Source organism: Streptomyces sp. KL116D, from assembly GCF_030766975.1.
GTDB classification, from domain to species: domain Bacteria; phylum Actinomycetota; class Actinomycetes; order Streptomycetales; family Streptomycetaceae; genus Streptomyces; species Streptomyces longispororuber_A.
Map to the genome: position 1 here is coordinate 1 of NZ_JASERH010000069.1, position 25286 is coordinate 25286.

General features: G+C 73.8%; 20 protein-coding genes and 1 rRNA gene. 13 read left to right on the forward strand and 8 right to left on the reverse strand.

Annotation, left to right across the window (positions count from 1 at the left end):
• Positions 1–110 precede the first annotated feature (110 nt).
• A 5S ribosomal RNA gene (gene rrf / locus RBJ77_RS28475) occupies positions 111–227 on the forward strand.
• A gap of 814 nt (positions 228–1041) precedes the next feature.
• A complete protein-coding gene (locus tag RBJ77_RS28480) occupies positions 1042–1824 on the forward strand; it encodes a tetratricopeptide repeat protein (protein WP_372347681.1) in 783 nt (260 codons plus the stop codon).
• Between the two features lie 51 nt (positions 1825–1875).
• Here the strand turns inward: RBJ77_RS28480 and RBJ77_RS28485 are convergent, their stop codons facing one another.
• On the reverse strand, positions 1876–3150 hold the full coding sequence (locus tag RBJ77_RS28485; protein WP_372347646.1) for a DUF1015 family protein: 1275 nt from the start codon (positions 3148–3150) through the stop codon (positions 1876–1878).
• A 72-nt stretch (positions 3151–3222) separates the two neighbouring features.
• Between RBJ77_RS28485 and RBJ77_RS28490 the strand changes: the two genes are divergently transcribed.
• Positions 3223–4275 (forward strand): HAD hydrolase-like protein, encoded by a 1053-nt coding sequence (locus RBJ77_RS28490; protein ID WP_372347647.1) that lies wholly within the window; start codon positions 3223–3225, stop codon positions 4273–4275.
• Between the two features lie 114 nt (positions 4276–4389).
• On the opposite strand, the gene RBJ77_RS28495 is transcribed toward RBJ77_RS28490, so the two are convergent.
• Both RBJ77_RS28495 and RBJ77_RS28500 read right to left on the reverse strand, forming a co-directional pair.
• Complete coding sequence (locus RBJ77_RS28495; protein WP_372347648.1) at positions 4390–5223, reverse strand: siderophore-interacting protein; 834 nt, start codon at positions 5221–5223, stop codon at positions 4390–4392.
• A 76-nt stretch (positions 5224–5299) separates the two neighbouring features.
• On the reverse strand, positions 5300–6382 hold the full coding sequence (locus RBJ77_RS28500; protein WP_372347649.1) for an ABC transporter substrate-binding protein: 1083 nt from the start codon (positions 6380–6382) through the stop codon (positions 5300–5302).
• Between the two features lie 75 nt (positions 6383–6457).
• Here RBJ77_RS28500 and RBJ77_RS28505 point away from each other — a divergent pair, with 75 nt between their 5' ends.
• From RBJ77_RS28505 to RBJ77_RS28515, 3 genes are read left to right on the forward strand one after another with little or no spacing between them, the layout of a single operon-like run.
• Positions 6458–7504, forward strand: a complete 1047-nt coding sequence (locus tag RBJ77_RS28505; RefSeq protein ID WP_372347650.1) for a FecCD family ABC transporter permease — start codon at positions 6458–6460, stop codon at positions 7502–7504.
• Positions 7501–8538, forward strand: coding sequence for a FecCD family ABC transporter permease (locus RBJ77_RS28510; protein WP_372347651.1), 1038 nt, complete (start codon positions 7501–7503; stop codon positions 8536–8538). The genes RBJ77_RS28505 and RBJ77_RS28510 overlap by 4 nt, the downstream gene beginning before the upstream one ends.
• On the forward strand, positions 8535–9416 hold the full coding sequence (locus RBJ77_RS28515; protein WP_372347652.1) for an ABC transporter ATP-binding protein: 882 nt from the start codon (positions 8535–8537) through the stop codon (positions 9414–9416). The genes RBJ77_RS28510 and RBJ77_RS28515 overlap by 4 nt, the downstream gene beginning before the upstream one ends.
• Before the next feature lie 4 nt (positions 9417–9420).
• On the opposite strand, the gene RBJ77_RS28520 is transcribed toward RBJ77_RS28515, so the two are convergent.
• The gene (locus RBJ77_RS28520; RefSeq protein ID WP_372347653.1) at positions 9421–9768 is read right to left on the reverse strand and encodes an SCP2 sterol-binding domain-containing protein; all 348 of its coding nucleotides are present in this window, start codon (positions 9766–9768) and stop codon (positions 9421–9423) included.
• Positions 9769–9810: 42 nt separating this feature from the next.
• Here RBJ77_RS28520 and RBJ77_RS28525 point away from each other — a divergent pair, with 42 nt between their 5' ends.
• The 4 genes from RBJ77_RS28525 to RBJ77_RS28540 all read left to right on the forward strand — a co-directional run bounded on the left by RBJ77_RS28525 (position 9811) and on the right by RBJ77_RS28540 (position 15475).
• A complete protein-coding gene (locus RBJ77_RS28525; RefSeq protein ID WP_372347654.1) occupies positions 9811–10080 on the forward strand; it encodes a hypothetical protein in 270 nt (89 codons plus the stop codon).
• Between the two features lie 7 nt (positions 10081–10087).
• Positions 10088–10903, forward strand: coding sequence for a TlyA family RNA methyltransferase (locus RBJ77_RS28530; RefSeq protein WP_372347655.1), 816 nt, complete (start codon positions 10088–10090; stop codon positions 10901–10903).
• On the forward strand, positions 10900–11805 hold the full coding sequence (locus tag RBJ77_RS28535) for an NAD kinase (protein ID WP_255980967.1): 906 nt from the start codon (positions 10900–10902) through the stop codon (positions 11803–11805). Before RBJ77_RS28530 ends, RBJ77_RS28535 begins: the two co-directional genes overlap by 4 nt.
• A 79-nt stretch (positions 11806–11884) precedes the next feature.
• The gene (locus RBJ77_RS28540) at positions 11885–15475 is read left to right on the forward strand and encodes a hypothetical protein (RefSeq protein WP_372347656.1); all 3591 of its coding nucleotides are present in this window, start codon (positions 11885–11887) and stop codon (positions 15473–15475) included.
• Between the two features lie 39 nt (positions 15476–15514).
• Here the strand turns inward: RBJ77_RS28540 and RBJ77_RS28545 are convergent, their stop codons facing one another.
• Positions 15515–16864 (reverse strand): FtsX-like permease family protein, encoded by a 1350-nt coding sequence (locus RBJ77_RS28545; protein ID WP_372347657.1) that lies wholly within the window; start codon positions 16862–16864, stop codon positions 15515–15517.
• 205 nt (positions 16865–17069) lie between these two features.
• Here RBJ77_RS28545 and recN point away from each other — a divergent pair, with 205 nt between their 5' ends.
• From recN to RBJ77_RS28560, 3 genes are all read left to right on the forward strand, one after another.
• Positions 17070–18794, forward strand: coding sequence for a DNA repair protein RecN (gene recN / locus RBJ77_RS28550; RefSeq protein ID WP_372347682.1), 1725 nt, complete (start codon positions 17070–17072; stop codon positions 18792–18794).
• Positions 18795–18817: 23 nt separating this feature from the next.
• Positions 18818–19597 (forward strand): hypothetical protein, encoded by a 780-nt coding sequence (locus RBJ77_RS28555; RefSeq protein WP_372347658.1) that lies wholly within the window; start codon positions 18818–18820, stop codon positions 19595–19597.
• A 142-nt stretch (positions 19598–19739) separates the two neighbouring features.
• Positions 19740–20867 carry a glycosyltransferase family 4 protein gene (locus RBJ77_RS28560; RefSeq protein ID WP_372347659.1) on the forward strand — a complete coding sequence of 376 codons (1128 nt, stop codon included), beginning with the start codon at positions 19740–19742 and terminating at the stop codon, positions 20865–20867.
• A 13-nt stretch (positions 20868–20880) separates the two neighbouring features.
• On the opposite strand, the gene RBJ77_RS28565 is transcribed toward RBJ77_RS28560, so the two are convergent.
• From RBJ77_RS28565 to RBJ77_RS28575, 3 genes are all read right to left on the reverse strand, one after another.
• Positions 20881–21279, reverse strand: coding sequence for a cytidine deaminase (locus tag RBJ77_RS28565; RefSeq protein ID WP_372347660.1), 399 nt, complete (start codon positions 21277–21279; stop codon positions 20881–20883).
• Between the two features lie 156 nt (positions 21280–21435).
• Positions 21436–23091, reverse strand: coding sequence for a PucR family transcriptional regulator (locus tag RBJ77_RS28570; protein WP_255975936.1), 1656 nt, complete (start codon positions 23089–23091; stop codon positions 21436–21438).
• A 90-nt stretch (positions 23092–23181) separates the two neighbouring features.
• Complete coding sequence (locus RBJ77_RS28575; protein WP_372347683.1) at positions 23182–24984, reverse strand: glycoside hydrolase family 15 protein; 1803 nt, start codon at positions 24982–24984, stop codon at positions 23182–23184.
• Positions 24985–25286: the final 302 nt, after the last annotated feature.

Sequence of the window (25286 nt, forward strand, 5' to 3'; positions counted from 1 at the left end):
TCCCAGACAACGAACGGTTGTGCTGGCAGAACAGTTTCACTTATCAATTGAAAAGTGTGCTAGTTCGCCGCCCTGTTCATGTGTCCCTCTCGAGGGATGTCTGAAAGGGTTTCGGTGGTCATAGCGTGAGGGAAACGCCCGGTTACATTCCGAACCCGGAAGCTAAGCCTCACAGCGCCGATGGTACTGCAGGGGGGACCCTGTGGGAGAGTAGGACGCCGCCGAACTATTTTTGAAGAGGACCCTTGGTCCCGGCACACATGCTGGGGACCAAGGGTCCTTTTTGTATTTCCAGAGCTCTTCTCGGAGCGCGCCGGCACCCCGGCTGCGTGAGAATGACTGCGGTACCGAAGACAGGAGTCCCTGATGCCCACCAACGACGAGCGACCGGAGCGCGATCAGCGCCGTCGGGACAGTGGTGACCGTGGTGGGTACCGCGGTAACGACGGTCCGCGCCGTGACCGGCGTGATGACCGTCCGTCCTACGGTGACCGTGACCGTGACCGTGATCGGGATCGTGGGCCGCGGCGCGATGGGGACCGTCCGGCGTTCCGTCGTGATGACCGTCGGGACGATCGGCGTGATGACAACCGCGGTGGTGGCGGCGGTTTCCGGCGTGACGACAACCGTGGCGGTGGGTACCGCGGCGGCGACCGTCGCGACGACAATCGTGGTGGCGGTGGCTACCGCGGGCGTGATGACCGTCCGTCCTACGGTGACCGTGACCGGGATCGTGGGCCGCGGCGTGACGGGGACCGTCCGGCGTTCCGTCGTGATGACCGTCGGGACGATCGGCGTGATGACAACCGCGGTGGTGGCGGCGGCTTCCGGCGCGACGACAACCGTGGCGGTGGGTACCGCGGCGGCGACCGTCGCGACGACAACCGTGGTGGCGGTGGCTACCGCGGGCGTGATGACCGTGGCGGGCGGCCCGGTGGGTTCCGTGGGCGGGACGACCGGCGGGATGACCGGCGGGACGACCGGCGCGGTGGCGGCCGGTTCCGGGACGAGCGGGAGCGGGACCGTGAGCCGATCAAGCGGCTGCCGATTCCCGAGGACGTCACCGGCTACGAGATCGACAAGGACGTACAGCAGGAGCTGCAGTCCCTGCCGAAGGGGCTTGCCGAGGACGTCGCCAAGAACCTGGTGATGGTGGCGCGGCTGATCGACGAGGACCCCGAGGGTGCCTACGGGTACTCGCGGGTCGCTCTGCGGCTCGCGTCGCGCGTCGCCGCGGTGCGTGAGGCCGCCGGGTTCGCCGCGTACGCGAACCAGAAGTACAACGAGGCGCTCGCCGAGTTCCGTGCGGCACGGCGGATGACCGGCAACGCGGAGCTGTGGCCCGTCATGGCCGACTGCGAGCGGGGTCTCGGGCGGCCCGAGAAGGCGCTCGACATGGCCGGGGCGCCCGAGGTGAACAAGCTCGACAAGGCCGGACAGGTCGAGATGCGGCTCGTCGCGGCCGGGGCACGGCGCGACATGGGCCAGCTGGACGCGGCCATCGTCACGCTGCAGAGCCCCGAACTCGCGTCGAACTCGGTGCAGCCCTGGACCGCGCGACTGCGGTACGCGTACGCCGACGCCCTGCTCGCCGCCGGGCGTGAGGACGAGGCGCGCGAGTGGTTCGCCAAGGCCGTGGAGTCCGACAAGGACGGCAGCACCGACGCGTCCGACCGCCTCGCGGAGCTGGACGGCGTCGAGTTCGTCGACGCCTTCGACGACAGCGAAGACAAGGCTGCTCCGTCGGTCGCCGGCCTCGACACCGAGGACGACGACGAGGATGACGAAGACGACGAGGACGACGACGTGCGCGACGCTAAGTAGGTCGCGCGGCGTGTGATCAGTGGCGGGCGGGTTCCTTCGGGGGCCCGCCCGTCAGTCGTCGGTGAGGGTGCGCAGGACCAGACCCGTGGCCGGCTTGGGGCCGAACGACGTGGACTTGCGGGGCATCGTCACGCCCTGCCGGGCCAGTTCGCGGACGACTTCCTCGCGGACCGGGTGCATGAGGACCGCGGTTCCGCCGTCGCGGCGGGCCTTCTCGACCGTGGCCTGCGTGTCGTGGATGTACGCGATGTCCGCGGGGGAGTCCTCGGGGATGCCCCAGACATGGCCGAGCAGCGTGGAGTGCAGGACCGTCGCGTCCAGCGTGCGCCAGGCCTCGGGGCGGTCCGTCGGGATCGTGCGGTGCAGCAGGGCCGGGTCCGGGCGGTCGAGCAGGTGGTACGTGTCGTCCCTGCCGGTGAGCAGGAAGGCGTTGCCGCCGGCCGCCGCCTCCGCCAGGGCCTCCATCGCCTGCGGCAGCGGCCCGGGTACCTCCCGTACGCGGAAGTGGGCACGGGCCGTGGCCAGGGCCTGGTCGATGGGGAGGCGGTTCAGGAGGCGGTGGATGGCGCGGACCCGGAGGGGGTAGCGGGCCGTGTCGACCAGGAGGACCAGGCCGTAGTCCCAGGGCGTGGGGGAGACGTGCTCCGTGCGCAGGCGCAGGTACGTCGCCCAGCGGTGGTGGCCGTCCGCGATCAGGGCCTGGTGCGCCGCCAGGTCGGAGTGGATCTGCTGCTGCTCCGCCGGGTCCGTGATCGACCAGAGGCGGTGGCTGTAGCCGTCCTCCGTGGTCGTGGCGAGGAGCGGGGGGCGGTGGACCGCGCGCTCGATGACGGCGGTGGCGCCCGTCGCGCTGCCGTTGCCGCGGTACGTCAGCAGGAGCGGTTCGAGGTTCGCGGCCGCCGTGCGCATCAGGCCCGCGCGGTCCTCGACCACGTGCGGCATGACGTCCTCGTGCGGCAGCACCAGGCCCTCCGAGGCGTCGGAGAGGCGGAGCGCGCCGATGAGTCCGCGCTGGAGCATGTCGCCGTTGCGCTGCTCGTACACGTAGAGGGCGGGTTCCGGGTCGGGGGCGAGGACGCCTTCGGCCAGCCAGAGGTCGAGCGTGGCGGCCGCCAGGTCGTTGCGCTCCTGCGGCTCGGTGGCCTGCGGCAGGATGAGGCGGACGATGTTGTGGGGGTCGGCGCTCTCCAGGTGCAGCAGGCCGTCCGGGCGGACCACGACGTCGTACGGGGGCGAGGTGACGGCGGCGAGGCTGCCGATGCGCTCGGGAACGTAGCGCACCCCGTGGAAGGGGCGCAGATCCAGGCCGTCACCTGCAGTGTTCATTCGTGCATCGTACGAGTGTCAGTGGCGTGGGGGATGATCGGGGGAGTGGGATCGAGTGAGGAGCGATGCGGAATGAGCCAGAGTGCGAGCGGTGCGGCCGGCGCCGGGATCCGGCTGCTGCCCGACGGGAGTGCGCGGACGCTGAGCGAGGCGTACGACACGGCGCTGCTCGACCTGGACGGGGTGGTCTACGCGGGCGGCCGGGCCATCACGCACGCCGTGGAGTCGCTGGCCGTGGCCCGGGACGGGGGCATGGGGCTCGCGTACGTCACGAACAACGCGCTGCGGACGCCGGACGCCGTCGCCGAGCACCTGACGGAGCTCGGCATCCCCACCGAGGCGGCGGACGTCATCACGTCGGCACAGGCGGTCGCCCGGCTCATCAGTGAGCAAGTGCCGGACGGCGCGCGGGTATTGGTGATCGGCGGGGAAGGGCTGCGGGTCGCGCTGCGGGAGCGCGGGCTGGTGCCGGTGGACTCCGCCGACGAGGAGCCGGTGGCCGTCGTGCAGGGGTACGGCGGGCCGGACATGGCGTGGGGGCGGTTCGCCGAGGCCTGTTACGCCATCGCGCGCGGGGTGCCGTGGTTCGCGTCCAACACCGACCTGACGATCCCGAGCGCGCGGGGCATCGCGCCGGGGAACGGGGCGGCGGTGGAGGTCGTCCGGATCGCGACGGGGGCCGAGCCGCAGATCGCGGGGAAGCCGCTGCCGCCGATGCACCGGGAGACCATCCTGCGGACCGGGGCGAAGACGCCGCTGGTGGTGGGCGACCGCCTGGACACGGACATCGAGGGCGCGTTCAACGGGGGCGTGGACTCGCTGCTCGTGCTGACCGGAGTGACCGATGGCGCGCAGCTGCTGGCCGCGCCGCCGCAGCACCGGCCGACGTACGTCGACCGCGACCTTCGGGGGATGCTCACCGGGCAGCCCGAGGTCGTCGCGGACGGGGACGGTTTCCGGTGCGGCGGGTGGACCGCCGTGGCGGGGGACGGGCAGTTGGAGATCGAGGGGGACGGGGAGGCGATCGACGGGCTGAGGGCCCTGTGCGGGGCGGCGTGGAGCGTCGCGGAGGGCGGGGCGTGTGAGCTGGATCCGGTGAAGGCGCTGGCTCGGTTGGGGCTGTAAGGCGGCGGGGCGGGGTGGCCTCGTCAGGGGGCGCGCAGTTTCCCGCGCCTCCTGACCTCGCCGCCCCCGCCCCCGCCCCGGTCACTGCCGTACGCGTCCTCCTGACGCCTCCGCCTACGCGTCCTCGTTCGTCGCCAGGAGGTTGTCCTCCGATGCGCCCTTGCGCCAGTAGCCGGAGAAGTTGACGCGTTTGCGGTCGATCGCGCGGTCCTGCACCAAGTGGCGGCGGATGGTCTTGACCGTGGAGGATTCGCCCGCCACCCAGGCGTACGGCGTGCCCTCCGGGAGCGTGGTGGCGGCGCGGATGGCGTCGGGGGTGGTGCCGGAGGCCGTGAGCCAGACGATCTCGGTGTCCGTGCCGATCGGCAGCTCCTGGCGGTCCGCCGCGTCGGGCACCTCGATCCACGCGCGGACCGGCACGTTCGGCGACAGATGGGCCAGGACCGCCGCGACCGCGGGAAGGGCCGAGGCGTCCGCGGCCAGCAGGACCCAGTCGGTGTCGGCGGGCGGACGGAACTCGTACGCGACGTTGTCCGTGACGACCGGCGCCAGCACGCCGACCCGGTCGCCGGGCGCGGCACGCAGGGCCCAGTGGGAGGCCGGGCCCTCGTCGCCGTGCACCGCGAAGTCGACCGTCAGCTCGGCCGGGGCGGTGCGCAGGTCCCGGATCGTGTAGGTGCGCATGACGCCGCGGGTGGCCGGGTCGAGGGCCTGCCACGCCGGGTACCAGGTGCCGTCGCTGTTGTCCGGGAGGTGCGGGGCGTCCTGGCCGGGGGCCGGCAGGAACAGTTTGATGCGCTGGTCGCGGCCGGCCGACCGCATGCGGGCCAGGTCGGCGCCGCCGAAGTCCACGCGCACCATGTTCGGGGTGAGGTGCCGGGCGCGTACGACGTGGAGGTCGAAGAGGTCGAAGGGCGGGGCTTCCGCCGGGGCTGCCGTGTTCGTCATGCGGGGATCCTTCGGGCGCGGGGTATGGCGGTGGCGAGGCGTTCGGGAAGCGGCGTGGTGCGCGGCCGGGCGGCCGTCATGCGAGGCTCTTCGCCGCGTCGAGCGAGTCGGCGAGCCGCTCGACGAGCGGTGCGTATCCGGCGTGGCTGAACTGGGCCTCGTTGAACCAGGACGTGACCTGACCGGCCCGGACCGCGGGGAGTTTCGCCCAGGTCGGCTTGGTCCTCTTCAGGTCGGCGGGTTGCAGGTTGCCGGTCCTGCGGTCGACGAGGATCAGGTCGGCGCGGTACTTGTCGGCGTTCTCCCAGCCGACTTCCTGGAAGAAGCCGTCCTTGCCCGTCGAGTCCGGGGTCACGAACTCGACGCCGAGCTCGCGGTAGTGGCGCAGATCGGTGAAGTCGGCGGGGTTGCCGACGTAGAGCAGGTCGGGCGTCGCCGAGACCGCCATGACCTTCAGGCCGCGGCGGGCGCGGGCCGCGCGGCGGAGCTTCTCCGATGCCTCCTCGAAGCGCTTCTTCGCCGCCTTCACCTCGGCCGCCGCCAGGTCGGCGCCGAGCGCCCCGGCCAGTTCCGAGAAGCGGCCGATGGCCTGCGTGAGGGACGTCCTGCCGGTGAGGATGCCGACGGTCGGGGCGACGGCCGCGATCTTCCCGGCGGACTCCTCGGGGACGTACCAGAGCGTCGGCGAGACGTTCATCGTCGTGACGAGCAGGTCGGGCTTCAGGGATGCGTACTTCTCCACGTTGAACCGGCCCCACTCGTTGCCGAGCACGGTCACTTTGTCGACATCGATGTCGGCGGCCTGGACGTCCGGCTCGCCGTTCTTCAGCTTCGTCGGGCCGAAGACGCCGGTGCACTCGACGCCCAGGTCGTGCAGGGCCGCGGCCGCCCCGATGTACGCGACGATCCGGCGCGGGGTGCCCTTGGTCCTGGCTGTCGTGCCCCGGTCGTCCTTGAAGCTCCACCCCTGGTGGTCCGGACCGGTGGCGGCGGGTTTGTCGTCGCCGCAGGCGGTGAGCAGAGCACCGAGGCCGAGTGCCCCGCCGGCCGCCAGCAGGGTGCGGCGGGTGGGCGCGGGCCCCGAGGATATCGAGGCCGCGGCGGGAGTGGAGGCCGTGGAGGCCGTGGAGGCCGTGAGGGACGAAGGGGCGGAGGGCATGGAGATGCTTCTCTCGGCACGTGAATGTGGTCCAGCCGGATGTGGCCGATTTGGAGGGTAGGCTAACCTAACCTCGTGTTGGTCGACAGTCCCCCAGAAACGAGCGCGGCACCTGCTCCCGCGCCCCCCGGCCGTCGTGCGGCGATACGCACGGCCGGACTCCTCGTGTCGGTCCTCGTGCTGCTGGCGGTCGCCGTGGCCAGCATCGCCATCGGGGCGAAACCGCTCTCCCTGGACCAGGTCTGGCACGGCCTCTTCGACGACACCGGCCGGTACGCCGACATCGTCGTGGGCGAACGCGTCTCCCGGACGCTGCTCGGGCTGCTGGCCGGCCTCGCGCTCGGCCTCGCGGGCGCGGTCCTCCAGGCGCTGACCCGCAACCCGCTGGCCGACCCCGGCATCCTCGGCATCAACATGGGCGCGTCCGCCGCCGTCGTGACCGCCATCAGCTTCTTCGGGGTGACCTCGCTCAGCGGCTACGTGTGGTTCGCCTTCTTCGGCGCCGCAGCGGTGGGGGTGCTCGTCTACGTCCTCGGCGGTACGCGCAGCGCGACACCGGTACGGCTCGCCCTCGCCGGTACGGCCATCACCGCCGCCCTGTCCGGCTACCTCTACGCGGTGATGATCACCGACGACGTCGCGCTCAACCGGATGCGGTTCTGGCAGGTCGGCTCGCTGGCCTCGGCCAAGATGGACACGATCGAGCAGGTGCTGCCGTTCATCGCCGTCGGCACGCTCCTCGCGCTCGGTCTCGCCCGGCCGCTCAACGCGATGGCCATGGGCGACGACACCGCCCGCGCGCTCGGCGCCCACCTCGGCCGCACCCGCGCCCTGAGCATGGCCGCCGCGACCCTGCTGTGCGGCGCGGCCACCGCCGCCTGCGGGCCCATCGTCTTCGTCGGCCTGATGGTGCCGCACATCGTGCGCTCGTTCACCGGCCCCGACATGCGCTGGATCCTGCCGTACGCGGCGGTCCTCTCGCCGGTCCTGCTGCTCGGCGCCGACGTGGTGGGCCGGATCGTGGCCCGCCCGGCCGAGCTCCAGGTCGGCATCGTCACCGCCGTCATCGGCGCGCCGGTCTTCATCCTTCTCGTACGACGCCGGAGGCTGGCCCAGCTGTGAAGACCACCAAGGCGATACGCACCCCGGGCGGCCTCTCCGTCCGGCTCGACCTGCGCGCGGCCGTCGTCGTGGCGGCCCTGGTCGTCGTCACGCTCGCGGCGGCCGTCGTCCTCATCGGTACCGGCGACTTCCCCATCCCGGCCCTCGACGTCCTGCGCACCCTGGCCGGACAGGGCGACGCCGGGCAGGAGTTCATCATCAACGACCTGCGCCTGCCGCGGGTCCTCGTCGGCCTCCTGGTCGGCGGCGCGCTCGGCCTGTCCGGTGCGCTCTTCCAGTCCATCTCCCGCAATCCGCTGGGCAGCCCCGACGTGCTCGGCCTCGGCCAGGGCTCCACGGCCGGCGCGCTCGTGATGATCGTGATCTTCGGCGGCAGCGCCACCCAGGTCGCCCTCGGCGCACTGGTCGGCGGACTCGTCACCGGACTCGCGATCTACCTCCTCGCGTGGAAGCGGGGCGTGCACGGCTACCGGCTCGTCCTCGTCGGCATCGGCGTCTCCGCGTTCGTCACCGCGATCAACGGCTATCTGCTCACCAAGGCCGACTTCGTGGACGCCGCCCGCGCCACCGTGTGGATGACCGGTTCGCTCAACGGCCGCGGCTGGGAGCAGGTGTGGCCGCTGCTGATCCTCTTCGCGGTCCTCGTCCCGGTCGTCGCCGCGTACGGGCGCCCGCTGCGCATGCTGGAGATGGGCGACGACGCGGCCGGCGGCCTCGGCATCCCCGTCGAGCGGACCCGCCTCCTGCTGCTCACCGTCTCCGTCTTCCTGACCTCCGCCGCCACCGCCGCGGCCGGACCGGTCGTCTTCGTGGCGCTCACGGCCCCGCAGATCGCCCGGCGCCTGACCCGGTCGCCCGGACCGAACCTGATGGCCGCCACCTGGCTCGGCGCCACCCTGCTGATCGTCGCCGACCTGGTGTCGCAGCGGGCGTTCGGCGCGGACCAGCTGCCGGTCGGTGTCGTCACCGGCGTGGTCGGCGGCGTCTATCTGCTGTGGCTGCTCGTCACCGAGCGCAAGGCGGGCCGGATATGACCGCCCCCGGGGCCCGCGGGCCCGAAGACCTTCGTACGAACCAGAGGAGCACCGCTGTGAACAGGCTGATGGCCGACGACGTGACCCTCGGCTACGACCAGCGGGTCATCGCCGAGAAGCTGTCGGTGGAGATCCCCGACAACTCCTTCACGGTGATCGTCGGGCCGAACGCCTGCGGCAAGTCCACGCTCCTGCGCGCCCTGTCGCGCATGCTGAAGCCGAGCGCGGGCCGGGTGCTGCTGGACGGCAGCGTCATCCAGTCGATGCCGGCAAAGAAGGTCGCCAAGACGCTCGGTCTGCTGCCGCAGTCGTCGGTCGCGCCCGACGGCATCACCGTCGGCGACCTCGTCGCCCGCGGCCGCTACCCGCACCAGGGACTGCTGCGTCAGTGGTCGCCGCAGGACGAGCAGGTCGTCCGGGAGTCCATGGAGTCCACCGGCGTCGCCGAGCTCGCCGACCGGTACGTCGACGAGCTCTCCGGCGGCCAGCGCCAGCGCGTCTGGATCGCCATGGCGCTCGCCCAGCAGACGCCGCTGCTGCTGCTCGACGAGCCGACGACCTACCTCGACATCCAGCACCAGATCGACGTCCTGGACCTCTGCGCCGAACTGCACGAGGAGCAGGGCCGCACGCTCGTCGCCGTCCTGCACGACCTCAACCACGCGGCGCGCTACGCGACGCACCTCATCGCGCTGCGCGAGGGCGAGATCATCGCCGAGGGGGCCCCGAAGGACATCGTGACGGCCGACCTCGTCGAGCGGCTCTTCGGGATGAAGTGCCAGGTCATCGACGATCCGGAGACCGGTACTCCGCTGGTGGTGCCGGCTGCCCGGAAGACCCGCAAGGGCAGGCCCGAGGTCGCTGAAGCAGTGTCCTGAGGCGCTAGAGCAGCGTCCTGAGGCGCAGCAGATCGCGGAACGACGCCTCCAGCTTCACCCGGCCCGACGCCCAGGCCTTCGCGAAGTTCAGCCGCCCGTCCACCATCGCAACCAGATCGTCGCCGGTCATCGCGAGACGGATCTGCGCCTTCTCGGCGGGCGGCCCCTGCCGGGTGTCGAGCACCTCGATCCGGCCGTCCTTGAGGCGGCCGGAAAACGTCACGTCCAGATCCGTGATGCGGCAGCTCAGCGAGCGGTCGAGCGCGGTCGCGGCGCGGACGTCCCCGTCGGCGCCCGCCATGGTGTCCGAGAGTGTGTCGAGTGCCGTCCGGCACTCCTCGATCGTGGCCATCGTGATCGACGGTACACCGGCGCTTCGGGGTAGCGTCTGGGCATGAGCGACTCTCTCCCGGAGCTCGAGCCGGCCGCGGTTCCCGAAGAACCGTCGTACGAGCCCGCGGCCCCCGCCCCCCTCGGTGTCGAGCGCACCCCCACGGGCAACGCCGAGGTGGACGCGCAGCTGGAGCGGCTCGGCGATGTGGACCACCTCGCGGCGGACGGCCACGTCGAGGTGTACGAGGATGTACATCAGGGCCTGCGTGGCGCGCTGACCGCGCTCGACGCACGACCCCAGCCGACACCCTCGTACGACAACAGGAGCTGAACCGACCGTGGCAGGTGTGGCACGTCGCCGCCTCGACGCCGAACTCGTCAACCGCAAGCTGGCCCGCTCGCGCGAGCACGCCAGCCAGCTGATCGCCGCGGGCCGGGTCAGCGTGGGCAAGATCGTCGCGACGAAGCCCGCGACGCAGGTGGACACGGGGGTGTCGATCGTCGTCGCGTCGGACGACAGCGTCCCCGACTACGTCTCGCGCGGCGGGCACAAGCTCGCGGGCGCGCTGGCCGCGTTCGTCCCGCAGGGGCTCGTGGTCGAGGGGCGCCGGGCGCTGGACGCCGGAGCGTCCACCGGCGGGTTCACGGACGTGCTGCTGCGGGCCGGCGTCGCGCACGTCGTCGCCGTCGACGTCGGGTACGGGCAGCTCGCCTGGTCACTGCAGAGCGATGAACGCGTCACCGTCAAGGACCGTACGAACGTACGCGAGTTGACGCTGGAGGCGATCGATGACGTACCCGTGGACATCGTGGTGGGGGACCTGTCCTTCATTCCGCTCGGCCTGGTGCTGCCCGCCCTGGCCCGGTGCGCCGCGCCGGACGCGGACCTCGTGCTGATGGTCAAGCCGCAGTTCGAGGTCGGCAAGGAGCGCCTCGGCAGCGGGGGCGTCGTCCGGAGCACGCAGCTGCGGGCCGAAGCAGTACGGGGGGTCGCCGCGCAGGCGTGGAAGCTCGGGCTCGGGGTGCGCGGAGTGACCGCGAGCCCGCTGCCCGGACCCTCCGGGAACGTCGAGTACTTTCTGTGGCTGCGTGCCGGGGCGCCCGAACTGGACCCGGCCGACGTCGATCGTGCAGTGGCGGAGGGGCCGCGTTGACACAGACCCGAGCTCGTACTGTTTTCCTGCTCGCGCACACCGGCCGGCCCGCGGCCATCCGGAGCGCCGAGCTGGTCGTCCAAGGACTGCTGAAGAGCGGTCTCGGGGTGCGGGTGCTGGAGTCCGAGGCCTCCGACCTGCCGCTGCCGGACACCGTGGAACTCGTGAAGGAGGCCACGCCGGCCTGCCTCGACGGGTGCGAGCTGCTGATCGTGCTGGGCGGGGACGGGACGCTGCTGCGCGGCGCCGAGTTCGCGCGGGCCTCCGGAGTGCCGATGCTCGGTGTGAACCTGGGGCGCGTCGGGTTCCTCGCCGAGGCCGAGCGCGACGACCTCGACAAGGTCGTCGACCGGGTCGTCACCAAGGAGTACGAGGTCGAGGAGCGCATGACGATCGACGTCGTCGTGCACCGCAACGGCGACGTCGTGCACCGGGACTGGGCGCTCAACGAGGCGGCCGTGCAGAAGACCGAACCCGAGCGGATGCTCGAGGTCGTCCTGGAGATCGACGGCCGGCCGGTCACCGGGTTCGGCTGCGACGGGATCGTCTGCGCGACCCCGACCGGATCGACCGCGTACGCGTTCTCGGCCGGCGGGCCCGTCGTGTGGCCCGAGGTGGAGGCGCTGCTGATGGTGCCGATCAGCGCCCACGCGCTCTTCGCCAAACCCCTCGTCACCTCGCCCGATTCGGTGCTCGCCGTCGAGGTGCAGCAGCACACGCCGCACGGGGTGCTGTGGTGCGACGGACGGCGGACGGTCGAACTGCCCGCCGGAGCGCGGGTGGAGGTGCGCCGCGGCGCGGTGCCGGTGCGGCTCGCCCGGCTGCACCACGCGGTGTTCACCGACCGGCTCGTCGCCAAGTTCGCGCTGCCCGTGGCCGGGTGGCGCGGGGCGCCGCACTAGTCCCGGTACGGGGGCGGTACGGGCGAGGCGGTACGGGCGCCGGGTCCGGTTGTCAGTGCCCGTCCCTAGCATGATGACCATGACTGAGACGCAGGTGGGGGCGGCCGGACGGCTGCTGCGCGGCATTCTGGACCGGGCCGGGGGCGGTGGGCCCGGTTCCGTCCGTGACGCGGCCGGCGCGCAGGTGCCGGACGGGGAGAGCGCCGCCCGGCTCGCGGTGCTGCGGACACGGCCCGCGCGCGGCGTCGCGGCGAAGGTCGCCGCCGCCGGCGGAGTCGACCGGGCGGCGGCGCTCCTGCTGCGGGAGTTGACCGGGCGTCACCTGGGCGGCGACCCGGCGCGCTGGCGCGGACTGTACGACGCGCTCGCCGAGCGGCGGGAGGGCCTGCCCGAACTGCTCGCGCTGGACCCGGAGCCCGAGCGGCAGGGGCAGGGGCAGGAGGTGCGCAGGCCCGCACCGCGCAGTGTCCACACGACCCTCGGCCTGCTCCTCCAGCACGCCGAGCCCGAGCACGCCGCCGCCGCGCTCGCCGTCCTGCCCGAGCGGGCGACGGCGGAGCTGCTCGCCGGCGGCGCCCCACCCGCCCAGGCCCTGGTCACCGCGGTCGTCGAGCACGGCGACACCCGCTGCCGCGCCGCCCTGGCCCGCCATCCCCGGCTGGACGCACGGGACTTGGCCCGCCTCCTCCTGGCCGGCGACGCGCAGGTGGCCGCGGCGGTCTACCGCAACCAGCGGGCCACCCCGTCCCTGCGCCGGACCGTGGTCGACCGGTTCGGCGTCGTCCCGCTCGACGACGCGCTCCGCGCGGAGCTGACGGCACCGCACGCCGACGTGCCGCGCACCTGGGCCGTACCGCTGCTCGGGTCCGGCGATCCCTCCCTGGTGGTGCTCGCGCTGCGCTGGGGCGTCCGCCAAGTCGCCCAGCAGTACGCGCTGTCGAGGGTCTGGGAGCGGGCCGGCGCCGACGCGGTGCGGGTGCTGCTCGACGATCCCCGGGCGCGTCCGTGGCTGGGCCGTGACGTCGTCGCCACGGTGAGCGAGGCCCTCTCCGCGGCGGACACGGACGCTGACGCTCCGCGTCGTCTGCGTGAGCGGTGCGAGCCGTACGGGGATCCCGCGCGGCTGCCCGAACTGCTGGCCACCACCCGTGGCACCAGCACCCTGCGCGACCTGCTCTCCGAGCCGTACGTCCACGACCTCGACGCCCTGGCCGCCGCGCACGCCGCGACCCCGTTCATGCCCAAGGCCTGCGAGGAGCTGGCCCGCCACGAAGCGGCGAGCGACGAGCAGCGCCTGGCGTTCCGGCTCAGTGTCCTCAACGAGCCGTGGCGGGCCGGCGGGCGCCGCGCGGGGAACGTCACGCTGCCCGCGCAGCGCCTCGCCCGGGAGGAGCTCGACGACAGCGCCGCGCGCTGGGCGGACGGCATGGCGGGCGCCGGACTGCTCGACCCCGCCGAGCTGATCGGCGCGGCCCGGCCCGCGGCCCACGCCCTGACCGCGCTCGCCGGGCTCGCCGAGCGGGACCTGCTGGGCGGGGCGGCCGTCGCCGAACTGCGCGAGCTGACCTCTGCACACCTCGGTGACCGGGCGGCGGCGTGGGCCGCGCTCGATGCGCTGCTGGACGAACACCGGGGGACGGTGCGGGAGTTGATCGTCGCCGCGGGCCGGGCCCCGGACGTGCCCGGCGCACGGACCGCGCCGGAGCGGACCGGGACCGCCGAGGCGCCGGCCCGGCCGCGGCTGAACCACCGGGACCGGTCCGTCGCCCTGGCCGCCCTCGACCTGCTGTACTCCCTGGCCCCCGCCGACGCGCCACCGCCCGACGACCCGGAGGTGCTGCGGGCGCTGGCCGCGTACGAGGGGAGCGACGCGCCGGGACTCGCCACCCCGCAGTGGTTCATCGACGCCTGCCGGGCCCACGACGTCGACCCCTCCGACGACGGGCGCCCGTACGCCGAGCCCAGCCTCGCGGACGTGCTGGCGCACCCTCCGGCTTCGTACGGATCCGGCGCCCGGCTCACCGAATGGGCCTACGAACAGGGCGTCCTGCCCGCCGAAGAACTGCTCACCCTGCTGCCCGCGCACCGCCTGCTCCAGTTCCCGCACGACTGGGGGCGCCTCGCGTTCGGCCACGCCTGGCGGGCCGCGCTCGCCCGCCGCCTGCGCGCCGACCTCGGGACCGACCCGGACGCATGGCTGCGCCTCGCGGCGACGGTCAGCGCGGCGGAGGCGGCAGGAAAGGCAGGAAAGGCTGGAACGGGGGTAGCAGCGGTATGGGCAGAAGCGGCAGAGGCGTCGGAACAAGGGCTGACCTGGGCGCAGTTGATCCCGCTCGCCGAGGGCGCGGTGCCCGTACCGGATCACGACCCCCTCGCCGCCGCCCGCCCGGGCACCCCCGACGCGGCGGTCAAGCTCCTTGAGCACGGCGACCACCTGTGGTCCTGGCCGGCAGGCACCCTGCTGTGCCTGGCCGACGCGGAGGTCGTCGACGCCGTGCTGCCCCGGCTCGGCCCCGACGGACCCTGGCTCCTCGCCGCGTACCTGCTGCGCTACGACCGCACCCCGTCCCACGTTCTCGACCGGCTGCTCGCCGATCGCGATCCCGACGCGCTGCGCGTCCTCGCCGAGCAGTCCCGGTGGCTGAGGAGGAGCGGATCGCTGGAGCGGCTCGTCGACCTGGACGACCCCGACGTCGACCTCGCGCTGCTGCGGCACTGGAATCCCCGGGCCGTCGTCCAGCGGATCGTGGCCCGGTCCCGTCCCGGCGGTGCGGGGCCCTCGCTGGGGGCCCGGGTGCTCGCCGACTGGCGGGCGAGCGGCTCCGCGCGCCCGGCCGGTGACCTCAGCTGGCTCTGCTCGGCCGAGCCCGATCTCGTGGCGGAGATCCTCGTCAGGGACGGTGCGGGGCTGCCCCTGGCGCATCAACTCCTCGGCTGTCTCAGCCTGTTCGAGCACGGCGGAACCGAGCGGCTCGCCGCCGTCGCGGCCCGGGACGTACTGGGGCGGGCCGCCACCACGGTGTGCGCCAAGGCCCTGGCGTCCGCCGACCCGGCCGCGGTGATCCGGGCCAGGCTCGACCGCGAGCTCGCCCCCGAGAAGCTCGTCAAGAAGCTGCGCCGGGCCGCGCACGCGGCCGAGGCCCGCCACGTCGTCGAGTCGCTCCCGCCGGGCGTGACCATGGACTGGCCCGCCGTCGAGGCGGCCCACGCGGCGGACCCGATCCCGTACTGGTCCGACCTGGTCCGCCTGGACGAGGCCTCCGAGGAGGTGCGGCTGCGACACGCGGAGCTGCTGCCCGAGCCGGGCCCCGACGGGCTGCCGGGAGGGGCGGCGCTCACCCGGGAGCGGGCCCGGTACGGCCTCGCCGGTCACTTCCACTGCGCGCCCGCCACCCAGTTGGACGGACTGCTCGCCGCGGATCTGCTGACCGGGGCGGATCTGCTGCACCTGGCGGCCCCGGCCGGCCGGCTGCTCGCCTACCTCGGCGCCGCCGCCCGCCGCACCGACGCGCCGCCCGGGGCCGCCGCTGCCCGGGCCGGGCTGGCGGGCCTCGTCCGGTCCCGGCTCGGCACCGACCCGGCGGCCTGGACCCGGGTGGCCGGACGGCTGACCGGCGTCGACCCCGGGTGGGAGCCCGTGACGACGGTGGCCGCGCTGCTGGACGACTGAGCTAGGCCCAGGGATCTGGAGGGACCCGGGAGACAGGCCCTAGCCCCGTACGGCGTCGATGGCCCGCCCGCGCAGCCCGGCCTGCACCGGCACCCCCGTCGACGCCACGGTCAGGGCCAGCGTGGCCAGGGCGATCGACGCCGCGAGGACGCCGGGGACGTACGGGAATGGCGAGCCGAAGGTGGTGTCGAGGATCGGGGCCAGGGTCACCAGGGCGATGACCGAGCCGAGCAGCAGCGCCGTGCCCGCCACCACGAGCGCCTCCCAGAACGCCATGGCGCGGATCTGCCGCCGCTGGGAGCCGACCACCCGGAGCAGGGCCAGGTCCCGGCGGCGCTCCAGGGCGATCATCGCCAGGGTGTTGGCCGAGGCGATGGCGGCGAAGCCCGCGTAGAGGGACGTGCCCAGGTAGTCCAGCCACACCTCGCCCGTGCTGCCCGCCGACCCCGTGACGTGCTCGGCGGTGGTGTGCTGGGCGATCTTCGTGACGCCGAAGCCGACGACCAGGACGAGCGGGAGCACGGCGGCGGCGAAGCGGCGGGGCTGCGAGCGGACGTTGAGCATCGCGAGGCGGGCGCTCGGGCCGAGCCGGCCGACCGGCGCGGAGACCAGCCGGGCCGCCGGACCGATCAGCCGCGGGCCGAGCAGCCCCACGCCCACGCAGAACAGGATGAGGACCAGGAACGCGCCCGCGTTCGCGTCGTCCGCGGGCTGCCGGGAGAGCAGCACCGACAGGAACGCCGCGCCGGCCACCGCCAGGACGCCGAGCGGTGCCCGCAGGAGCCCGAGGGACCGGCGGCCCGCCGCGGCCTCGTCCAGGGCGCGGGCGGGCCGCAGCAGCGAGAAGCGCAGCGAGGACAGCAGGGCGGCGGCCGTGCACGTCACCACCGCCACCGCCAGACAGACCGGCAGCGCGAGCCAGGAGAAGCGGAACGGCACGGTCGCCGGGACCAGCCCGTGGCCGACCATGCCGTGGAACCAGGCGGGTGCCAGGACGGTGCCGCCCAGCACGAAGCCGAGCAGCGCCGCAGGGACGGACGCCGCCAGCGCCTGCACCGCCACCGCGCGGCGGACCTGGCGGGGACGGGCGCCGATCGCCCGGACCAGGGCCAGCTCCCGGTGCTGCTGGGCGACGGCCGTGCCCATCGTCGAGACCACCACGAAAATCGACATGTAGACCGAGCCGATCAGTAGGACGGCCGCTATGTCGCCGACTCCGTTTGTGGTGATGTCGTGACGGTCTGCCGGGGTGATGCCGTCGGCGCTCGTCGTGGTGAGGACCGTCGTCGAGGCGCTCACCACGGTCGCCGCGAAGAGCGCGGCCACCGCCGTGCCCACGAACGCCGGGCGGTGGGCCTTGAGCGCTGCCTGCGCCAGTGCCGTACTCATGGGGTCCAGCGTGCGCGCAGGGGCCCGCGCAGGGCCATGGTGCGGGCCCGCCCGCCCGGGCGGGGGACAACCCCACCCCGGGCGAATTCCCCCACCCGCGCGAGTGAACAGGGGGTCCTCGTCACCTGCTGCTTCGGTCCTGTGACCCGGGGCCCGTCGCACAGGCGGCCCCGGACCTCGTAAGGTCGTGTCCGTGTTGGAGGAGATGCGGATACGGTCGCTCGGAGTCATCGACGACGCGGTGGTCGAGCTGTCGCCCGGATTCACGGCGGTGACCGGTGAGACCGGCGCGGGCAAGACCATGGTCGTCACGAGTCTCGGGCTGTTGCTCGGCGGACGTGCCGACCCGGCCCTCGTACGGATCGGCGCGAAGAACGCCGTGGTCGAGGGGCGCGTCGCCGTGCCCGCCGGGTCCACGGCCGCCACCCGGGCCGAGGAGGCCGGGGCCGAGCTGGAGGACGGGGTGCTCCTCGTCAGCCGTACCGTTTCCGCCGAGGGGCGCTCGCGCGCGCACCTGGGCGGCCGGTCCGTGCCCGTCGGGGTGCTGGCCGAGCTCGCCGACGAACTCGTCGCCGTGCACGGGCAGACCGACCAGCAGGGCCTGTTGAAGCAGGGCCGTCAGCGGCAGGCGCTCGACCGGTACGCCGGGGACGCCGTCGCGGTGCCGCTCGCCAAGTACGCGACCGTGTACCGGCGGCTGCGCGCCGTCAGCAACGAACTCGACGAGATCACCACGCGTGCGCGGGAGCGTGCGCAGGAGGCCGATCTGCTGCGGTTCGGCCTGGACGAGGTCGCGGCCGTGGAGCCGCGCGAGGGCGAGGACGTCGAACTGGCCGAGGAGGCCTCGCGGCTCGGGCACGCGGAGGCGCTCGCCTCGGCCGCCGCCGTCGCGCACGCCGCGCTCGCCGGGAACCCCGAGGACCCCGAGGGCGTCGACGCCACGACGCTGGTCGGCGGCGCGTTCCGGGCCCTCGAAGCGGTCCGCTCCCACGACCCGGCCCTCGCCACGCTCGCCGAGCGGATCGGCGAGGTGCAGATCCTGCTCACCGACGTCGCCGCCGAACTCGCCGGGTACGCCGACGACCTGGACGCCGACCCGCTGCGGCTCGCCGCGGTCGAGGAGCGGCGGGCCGCGCTCACCGCGCTCACCCGCAAGTACGGCGAGGACGTCGCGTCCGTGCTCGCCTGGGCCGAGACGAGCTCGGCGCGGCTGCTCGAACTCGACGGCGACGACGAGCGGATCGGTGAACTGACCGCCGAGCGCGACGCGCTCCGTGGTGAACTCGGCACCCTGGCGCAGGAGTTGACCAACGCACGGACCGAGGCCGCCGCCCGGTTCGCCGCCGCGGTGACCGAGGAACTGGCCTCGCTCGCCATGCCGCACGCCCGGATCTCCTTCGACATCCGGCAGACCACGACCGAGGCGGCGGACGGCGTCGAGGTCGACGGCCGGACCGTCACCGCGGGGCCGCACGGCGTCGACGAGGTCGAGCTGCTGCTCGCGCCGCACCCCGGGGCGCCGCCGCGGCCCATCGCCAAGGGCGCGTCCGGCGGTGAGCTGTCCCGCGTGATGCTCGCCGTCGAGGTGGTCTTCGCGGGCACCGACCCCGTACCGACGTACCTCTTCGACGAGGTCGACGCCGGTGTCGGCGGCAAGGCCGCCGTCGAGATCGGCCGCCGGCTCGCCAAGCTCGCCCGGTCCGCGCAGGTCGTGGTCGTCACGCACCTGCCGCAGGTCGCGGCGTTCGCCGACCGGCAGCTCCTGGTCGAGAAGACGAACGACGGCTCCGTGACCCGCTCCGGCGTCACCGTCCTCGAAGGCGAGGACCGCGTACGGGAGTTGTCCCGGATGCTGGCCGGCCAGGAGGACTCGGAGACCGCGCGGGCGCACGCGGAGGAGCTGCTCGCGGCGGCCCGCGCCGACGCCTGACCGCGGCGGCATAGGCTGACCGCATGATCGACGTCACCCGGACCCTCCGCTCCGCCGCCCTCGCCGCGGGTGTCACCCGCGCCGCGGGCGCCGCCCTGCGCCGCACGAAGCCGGGTGGCGCAGGCCTGTGGGAGCGGAAGAACCACGCGGGCCGCACCGTCGACCTGTGCCCGGGCCCCGCCGCCGCCCTCGGTGTCGCGGCGGGCGCACTGGCCGCTGAGCCGGGCACGCGCGGTGCCGCGCTGCTCGCCACGCTCGCGGCCGGGGCGTGCGGTGCCTACGACGACGTGGCGGGGGAGGGCGATCCGCGACGCGGCTTCCGGGCCCACCTCACCGCGCTGCGGGACGGCGAACTCACCAGCGGCGCCGTGAAGTTGTTCGGCATCTCGGCGGCGGGGCTCGCGGCGGGCGCCCTGCTGAAGGAGCGGCCCGTCGACCGGATGCTCGCGGGCGTCGTCGTCGCCGGCACCGCGCACTTCCTCAACCTCGTCGACGTCCGCCCTGGACGCGCCGCCCAGGCCGCCCTCGTGATCGGCGCACCCGGCCTGCTCCGCGGTCCGCTGGCCGCCGCACCGCTGGCCGCCGCCGCTGCCGTGCTCCCGGACGACCTCGGTGAGCGCGGCATGCTCGGGGACACCGGGGCGCACGCGCTCGGCGCGGCCCTCGGCGTCGCGATCGTCGCGGGCAACGGGCGGGCCGGGCTCGCCGCGCACGCCGCAGGACTCGTCGCCGCGACCGTGTGCGGGGACCGGGTGAGCGCCTTCGTGAAGGACACGGCCCCGGGGGCAGAGTCACCCGTCTGAGTGGTCCGGTGCGCCGTGTTGCCCGTACCCGCCGGGTGGGGGACCGTGGCCGGTGCCGGAACGTCCGTACGGACTGGCATCCTGGGGCCTGCGTCCCACCTCCGGTCCACCATTCGAACCGACTTACCAGGAGCCCCGCCGCGTGAGTCACGTGAGCAGCCACCCCGCGCACGGCCAGTCGCCGCTGCGCACCGTGCAAGTGCTGGGGGGTGGCAGCGCGGGCAGCAGCGCCCATGTCCGGTCCCTGGCCGCCGGGTTGGTGGCCCGCGGCGTCAAGGTCACGGTGTGCGCGCCGTCCGAGGCGGAGCGCGCGTACGGCTTCAGCGACGTCGGCGCGCACCACCTGCCGGTGCCGCGCAGCAGCGACCCGGCGTCCGTCGCCGCGCTCCGCGTGGCCTGCGCCGACGCCGACCTGGTGCACGCGCACGGCTTGCACGCCGCGCTGCGCGCCTCCCTCGCGCTGAGCGGGCGCCGCGTGCCCCTCGTCGTCACCTGGCACACCCGCTCGTACGCCGAAGGGGCCCGCGCCCACCTGCTGCGCATCCTGGAGCGGCGGGTCGCCAAGGCGGCGTCCGTGGTCCTCGGCACCTCGTCCGACCTGGTCGACCGGGCCCGCACCCGCGGCGCCCGGGACGCCCGGCTCGCCGCGATCTCCTTCCCGCCGCCCCGCCGGCCCGGGCCCGACGACGACGCCGAGCGCGCCCGCAGCAAGACCAGGGCCGAACTCGGCGCCGTGGACCGCCCGTTGCTGATGGCCGTCGGCACCCTGGAGCGGCACCGGGGCTACGACGTCCTGCTCGACGCCGCCCATGCCTGGCTCGACCTCGACCCCGTGCCGCTGCTCGTCATCGCGGGCGAGGGACCCGAGCGGGCCGGCCTCCAGCGGCGCATCGAGAACGAGGGCCTGCCGGTGCGGCTCGCGGGCCGCCGCGACGACGTCGCCGACCTGCTGCGCGCCGCCGATCTCGCGGTGCTGCCCAGCAGTTGGGAGTCCCGGTCGCTGCTCGCGCAGGAGGCACTGCACGCCGGCGTGCCGCTGGTCGCGACCGACGTCGGCGGCATCCCCGAACTGGTCGGCGAGGCCGCCGAGTTGGTCCCGTACGGCGACGCGCCCGCGCTGGCCCGCGCCATCGAGAGGCTGCTGGCCGACCCCGCGCGCCGCACCGAACTCACCGCACTCGGCAGCGCGCAGGCCGCGTCCTGGCCTGGCGAGGACGCGACCGTCGCCCAGGTCCTCAGCGTCTACGACGAGCTGACCGGAGCCTACTGAGTGGTCCTGCGTGTCACCCGGCGTCCGGCTGGTGATCGGACCAGACGTACGTCGCGGGCAGCAGATCGGCGATCCTGACCGCACGGAGGCCGTCGCCCTCGCCGCTGCCGACGATGACCTCGATGCCCGGGAAGTAGTCGAGCATGGCCTGCCGGCACCGCCCGCACGGCGGAACCACCCCGCGGTCGCGGTCCCCGACGGCGACCATCGTGTCCAGTTCGTACGCGCCCTGCGCGGCGGCCGCGCCGATGACGACCAGCTCGGCGCAGGGCCCGCCGGTGAAGTGGTAGGCGTTCACCCCGGTGACGATCCGGCCGTCCCGGTTGCGGGCCGCGGCGGCCACGGTGTGGTTGTCGCCCCGGCAGCGGGTGCGGGCGACCTCCGTCGCGGCCTCGATCAGCTCATGGTCCACGGGGGGGGGGGCTGGATGGTCATCTTCTCCGCCTTCTCGTCGCACGCCTTCTCGTCGGACGTCCCTGTCACCGGGCGCGCCGGACGCCGGACGCGCCGGCCGCGTTGTGCGTCGGACGTCACGGGACTCCGGGAGAATCTCAGACGGCGAGCCGGTTCACGGCACGTGCCGGCGGGCCCGCAGCGCCAGGCTCAGCGCCAGCACCGTCTGCGGGTCGTCCAGGTCCGTGCCGAGCAACTCCCCTATCCGCGCGAGGCGGTTGTAGAGGGTCTGCCGGTTCAGGTGCAGCTCACGGGCCGTCTCCGCCTTGCGGCCCGCATGCGCCAGATACGTCTGGAGCGTGGGCAGCAGCGGCGGCTTGGAGCGCTTGTCGTGGTCCTGGAGCGGACCGATCGCCCGCTCCACGAACGCCGCGAGGTCGGGGTGGTCGCGCAGCCGCCACAGCAGCAGGTCGATGTCGAGCCGCCTTGCGTCGTACCAGGGCCGGTCCGTCAGCCCCTGGGCCGCCGTCGCCGTCTCCGCCGCGTGCCGCAGCCCCGCGGCGGCCGCCGCCCAGCCGCCCGCGCCGCCGACCACCACGACCGGCGGCTGCGCGCCCGCCCGCTGCATCCCGGCCCGCTCCACCCCCGCCCGCAGCGCCGCCGCGACCCGGTCGGCGACCGCCGTGCGCTCCGAGTCCGAGCGCAGCCCGAGCAGCAGCGGCACCCGCCCCTCCACCGGCCGCACCCCGAGCAGCACCGGCACCCCGACCGACGCCAGCTCCTCCGACACGGCCCGCGCGAGCACCGCCCAGCCACCGCCGGGCGACAGCCCCACCGACCCGGCCGCCGCCTCCGGCAGCCGCATCACGACCGGCAGCAGCGGCCCCTGCCCGGTGGGCTTGAAACCGAGGACCCTGGCCTGCGCCGGAGCGTCCTCCGGCTTGATCCGGCCCTCCGCGAGATCGGTCAGGAAGTCACCGCGCCCGCGCGCCGCGAGCTCCTCCTCCTGCCGGGCCTGCATCAGCACCACGGCGAGGGAGCCGGCGGCCCGCTCGGCGGCGATCCGGTGCACCGGCGCGAGCGTCGCCGACACCGGCAGCAGCACGAGCCGCGCCCGCACCGAACCGGCGCCGGGCCCGCCGCCCGGCACGTCCACGAGCACGGCACCGCCCGGCGGCTCGTCCTTGTGCGTGCCGCGCATGCCCTCCCACACCTGCAGCGGATCGGCGACGTCGGCGTCGACCCCGGCGGCGTAGAGCAGCTGGCCGTCGACGGTCTCCAGGAAGACCGGGTTCCCGCTGAACTCGGCCAGGATCCGCAGCACTTGCGGTACGCCCCCGCCGCCGAGCAGTGCCTCGGTGCAGCGCCGGTGCACCTCCTCGGCCCGCTGGAGGAGCGCGTAGTGGCCGTTGACGATCTCGGTGTGGATCTCCTCCGTCACCGTCACGAACGGCACCTCGCGGTGCAGCTGCACCAGCGGCAGCCCCGCCGAACGCGCCGTCTCCACCAGCGCCGCGGGCAGCCGCGCGAACCGCTGCCCCAGCTCGATGACGAGCGCCGCGATGCCCCGCTCGGCCAGCTTGCGCACGAAGGCGCGCTGCTCGGCGGGGCGCGTCCCGATCCCGTACCCCGTGGTCAGCAGCAGCTCGCCGCCCTTGAGCAGCGACGCGATGTTCGGCACCTCGCCCGCGTGCACCCAGCGCACGGTCCGCTGCAGCCGCTCGCCGCCCGCCACCACTTCCGGCAGCCCGCTGCGCAGCCCCGGCAGTTCCAGGGCGCGCTGCACGGTGATGCCGCCGGGGGAGGAGAACTCGGGGGAGGTGCTGTTCATGCTGCGGACGGTACCGGCGGGCCGGGCCCGCGGGCACCTCGGGGCGCGGGGAACCGGCTGCGGCCCCCACGCCCCGTACGCGACCGGGCGCTAGCCCCCGTACGCCCCCGACGCGGTCAGCCGCAGCGCCGTGTCGATCAACGGCACGTGACTGAACGCCTGCGGGAAGTTGCCGACCTGCCGCTGCAGCCGCGGGTCCCACTCCTCGGCGAGCAGGCCCAGGTCGTTGCGGAGGGCGAGCAGCTTCTCGAAGAGCTTGCGGGCCTCGTCGACCCGGCCGATCATCGCCAGGTCGTCCGCCATCCAGAAGGAGCAGGCGAGGAAGGCGCCCTCGTCGCCGGGGAGGCCGTCGACGCCCGCGCTGTCGCCGTCGGTGGGGTACCTGAGGATGAACCCGTCCGTCGTCGACAGCTCCCGCTGGATCGCCTCGATGGTGCCGATGACGCGCTTGTCGTCCGGCGGCAGGAAGCCCATCTGCGGAATCAGCAGCAGCGAGGCGTCCAGCTCCTTGCTGCCGTACGACTGCGTGAAGGTGTTGCGCTCCTTGTCGTACCCCTTCTCGCACACGTCCCGGTGGATGTCGTCGCGCAGCTCGCGCCACTTCTCCAGCGGGCCGTCCGCGTCGCCCGACTCGATGAGCTTGATGGTCCGGTCGACCGCGACCCACGCCATCACCTTCGAGTGCACGAAGTGCCGGCGCGGCCCGCGCACCTCCCAGATGCCCTCGTCCGGCTCGTCCCAGTGGCCTTCGAGGTAGCGGATCAGCTTCAGCTGGAGGAGCGACGCGTAGTCGTTGCGCGCGAGCCCCGTCATGTGCGCCAGGTGCAGCGCCTCCGTGACCTCGCCGTAGACGTCGAGCTGGAGCTGGTGCGCGGCGCCGTTCCCGACCCGTACCGGCGCCGAGTTCTCGTATCCGGGCAGCCAGTCGAGCTCCGCCTCGCCGAGCTCCCGCTCGCCCGCGATCCCGTACATGATCTGCAGGTTCTCCGGGTCGCCCGCCACCGCGCGCAGCAGCCACTCGCGCCAGGCCCTGGCCTCCTCGCGGTACCCGGTGCGCAGCAGCGACGACAGCGTGATCGCCGCGTCGCGCAGCCACGTGTACCGGTAGTCCCAGTTCCGTACGCCCCCGATCTCCTCGGGCAGCGACGTGGTGGGCGCGGCGACGATGCCACCGGTCGGCGCGTACGTCAGCGCCTTGAGCGTGATCAGCGAGCGGACGACGGCCTCGCGGTACGGACCGTGGTACGTACAGTGCTCGACCCACTCCCGCCAGAAGTCCTGCGTCGCCTCCAGTGCGCCGTCCGGGTCCGGCAGCGGCGGCTGCTCCTTGTGCGAGGGCTGCCACTGGATCGTGAAGGCGATCCGGTCACCGGGCGCCACCGTGAAGTCCGAGTACGTCGTGAGGTCCTTGCCGTACGTCTCGGCGTCCGTGTCCAGCCACACGGAGTCCGGCCCGGCCACCGCGACCGTACGGCCGTCCACCTTGTGCACCCACGGGGTGATCCGCCCGTACGAGAAGCGCATCCGCAGCGCCGAGCGCATCGGGACGCGCCCGCTGACGCCCTCCACGATCCGGGTCAGCTGGGGCGCGCCGTCGCGCGGCGGCATGAAGTCGGTGACGCGGACGGTGCCGCGCGGGGTGTCCCACTCCGATTCGAGGACGAGCGAGTCACCGCGGTACGAGCGGCGCGCCGCCGTCGGCGGCTCCGCGTCGGCGGCGTGCGCCGGGCCCAGGCGCCAGAAGCCGTGGTCCTCTGTGCCGAGCAGCCCGGCGAAAATGGCATGCGAGTCGAAGCGGGGCAGGCACAGCCAGTCGACTGTGCCGTCCCGGCAGACCAGGGCAGCGGTCTGCATGTCTCCGATGAGTGCGTAATCCTCGATGCGCCCGGCCACGTGCATCTCCAGTCGAACGGCCACGCACACCCCTGCGCTGCGACAGTAGTGCTGAGAGGGGCATGCGCTCTGCGGTCTTCACGGTCAACTAACGGTCGTCAACTACGGTCAACGGATCGTCTTGATACGTCGTCTTGATACGTCGTTGTCAAACGAACTGACGAGCCGGTTGTACCGGGAGAGATTCCGGCGATCGGACTTCGTGTTTCCGGTGAACGGTCGGGAACGGGCGGGGGTGTTGCCGTTGTGGTGCCGTTTTCCAGCGTGACTCGCCAGCCGAGTGTCCGAGCAGGATACGACGC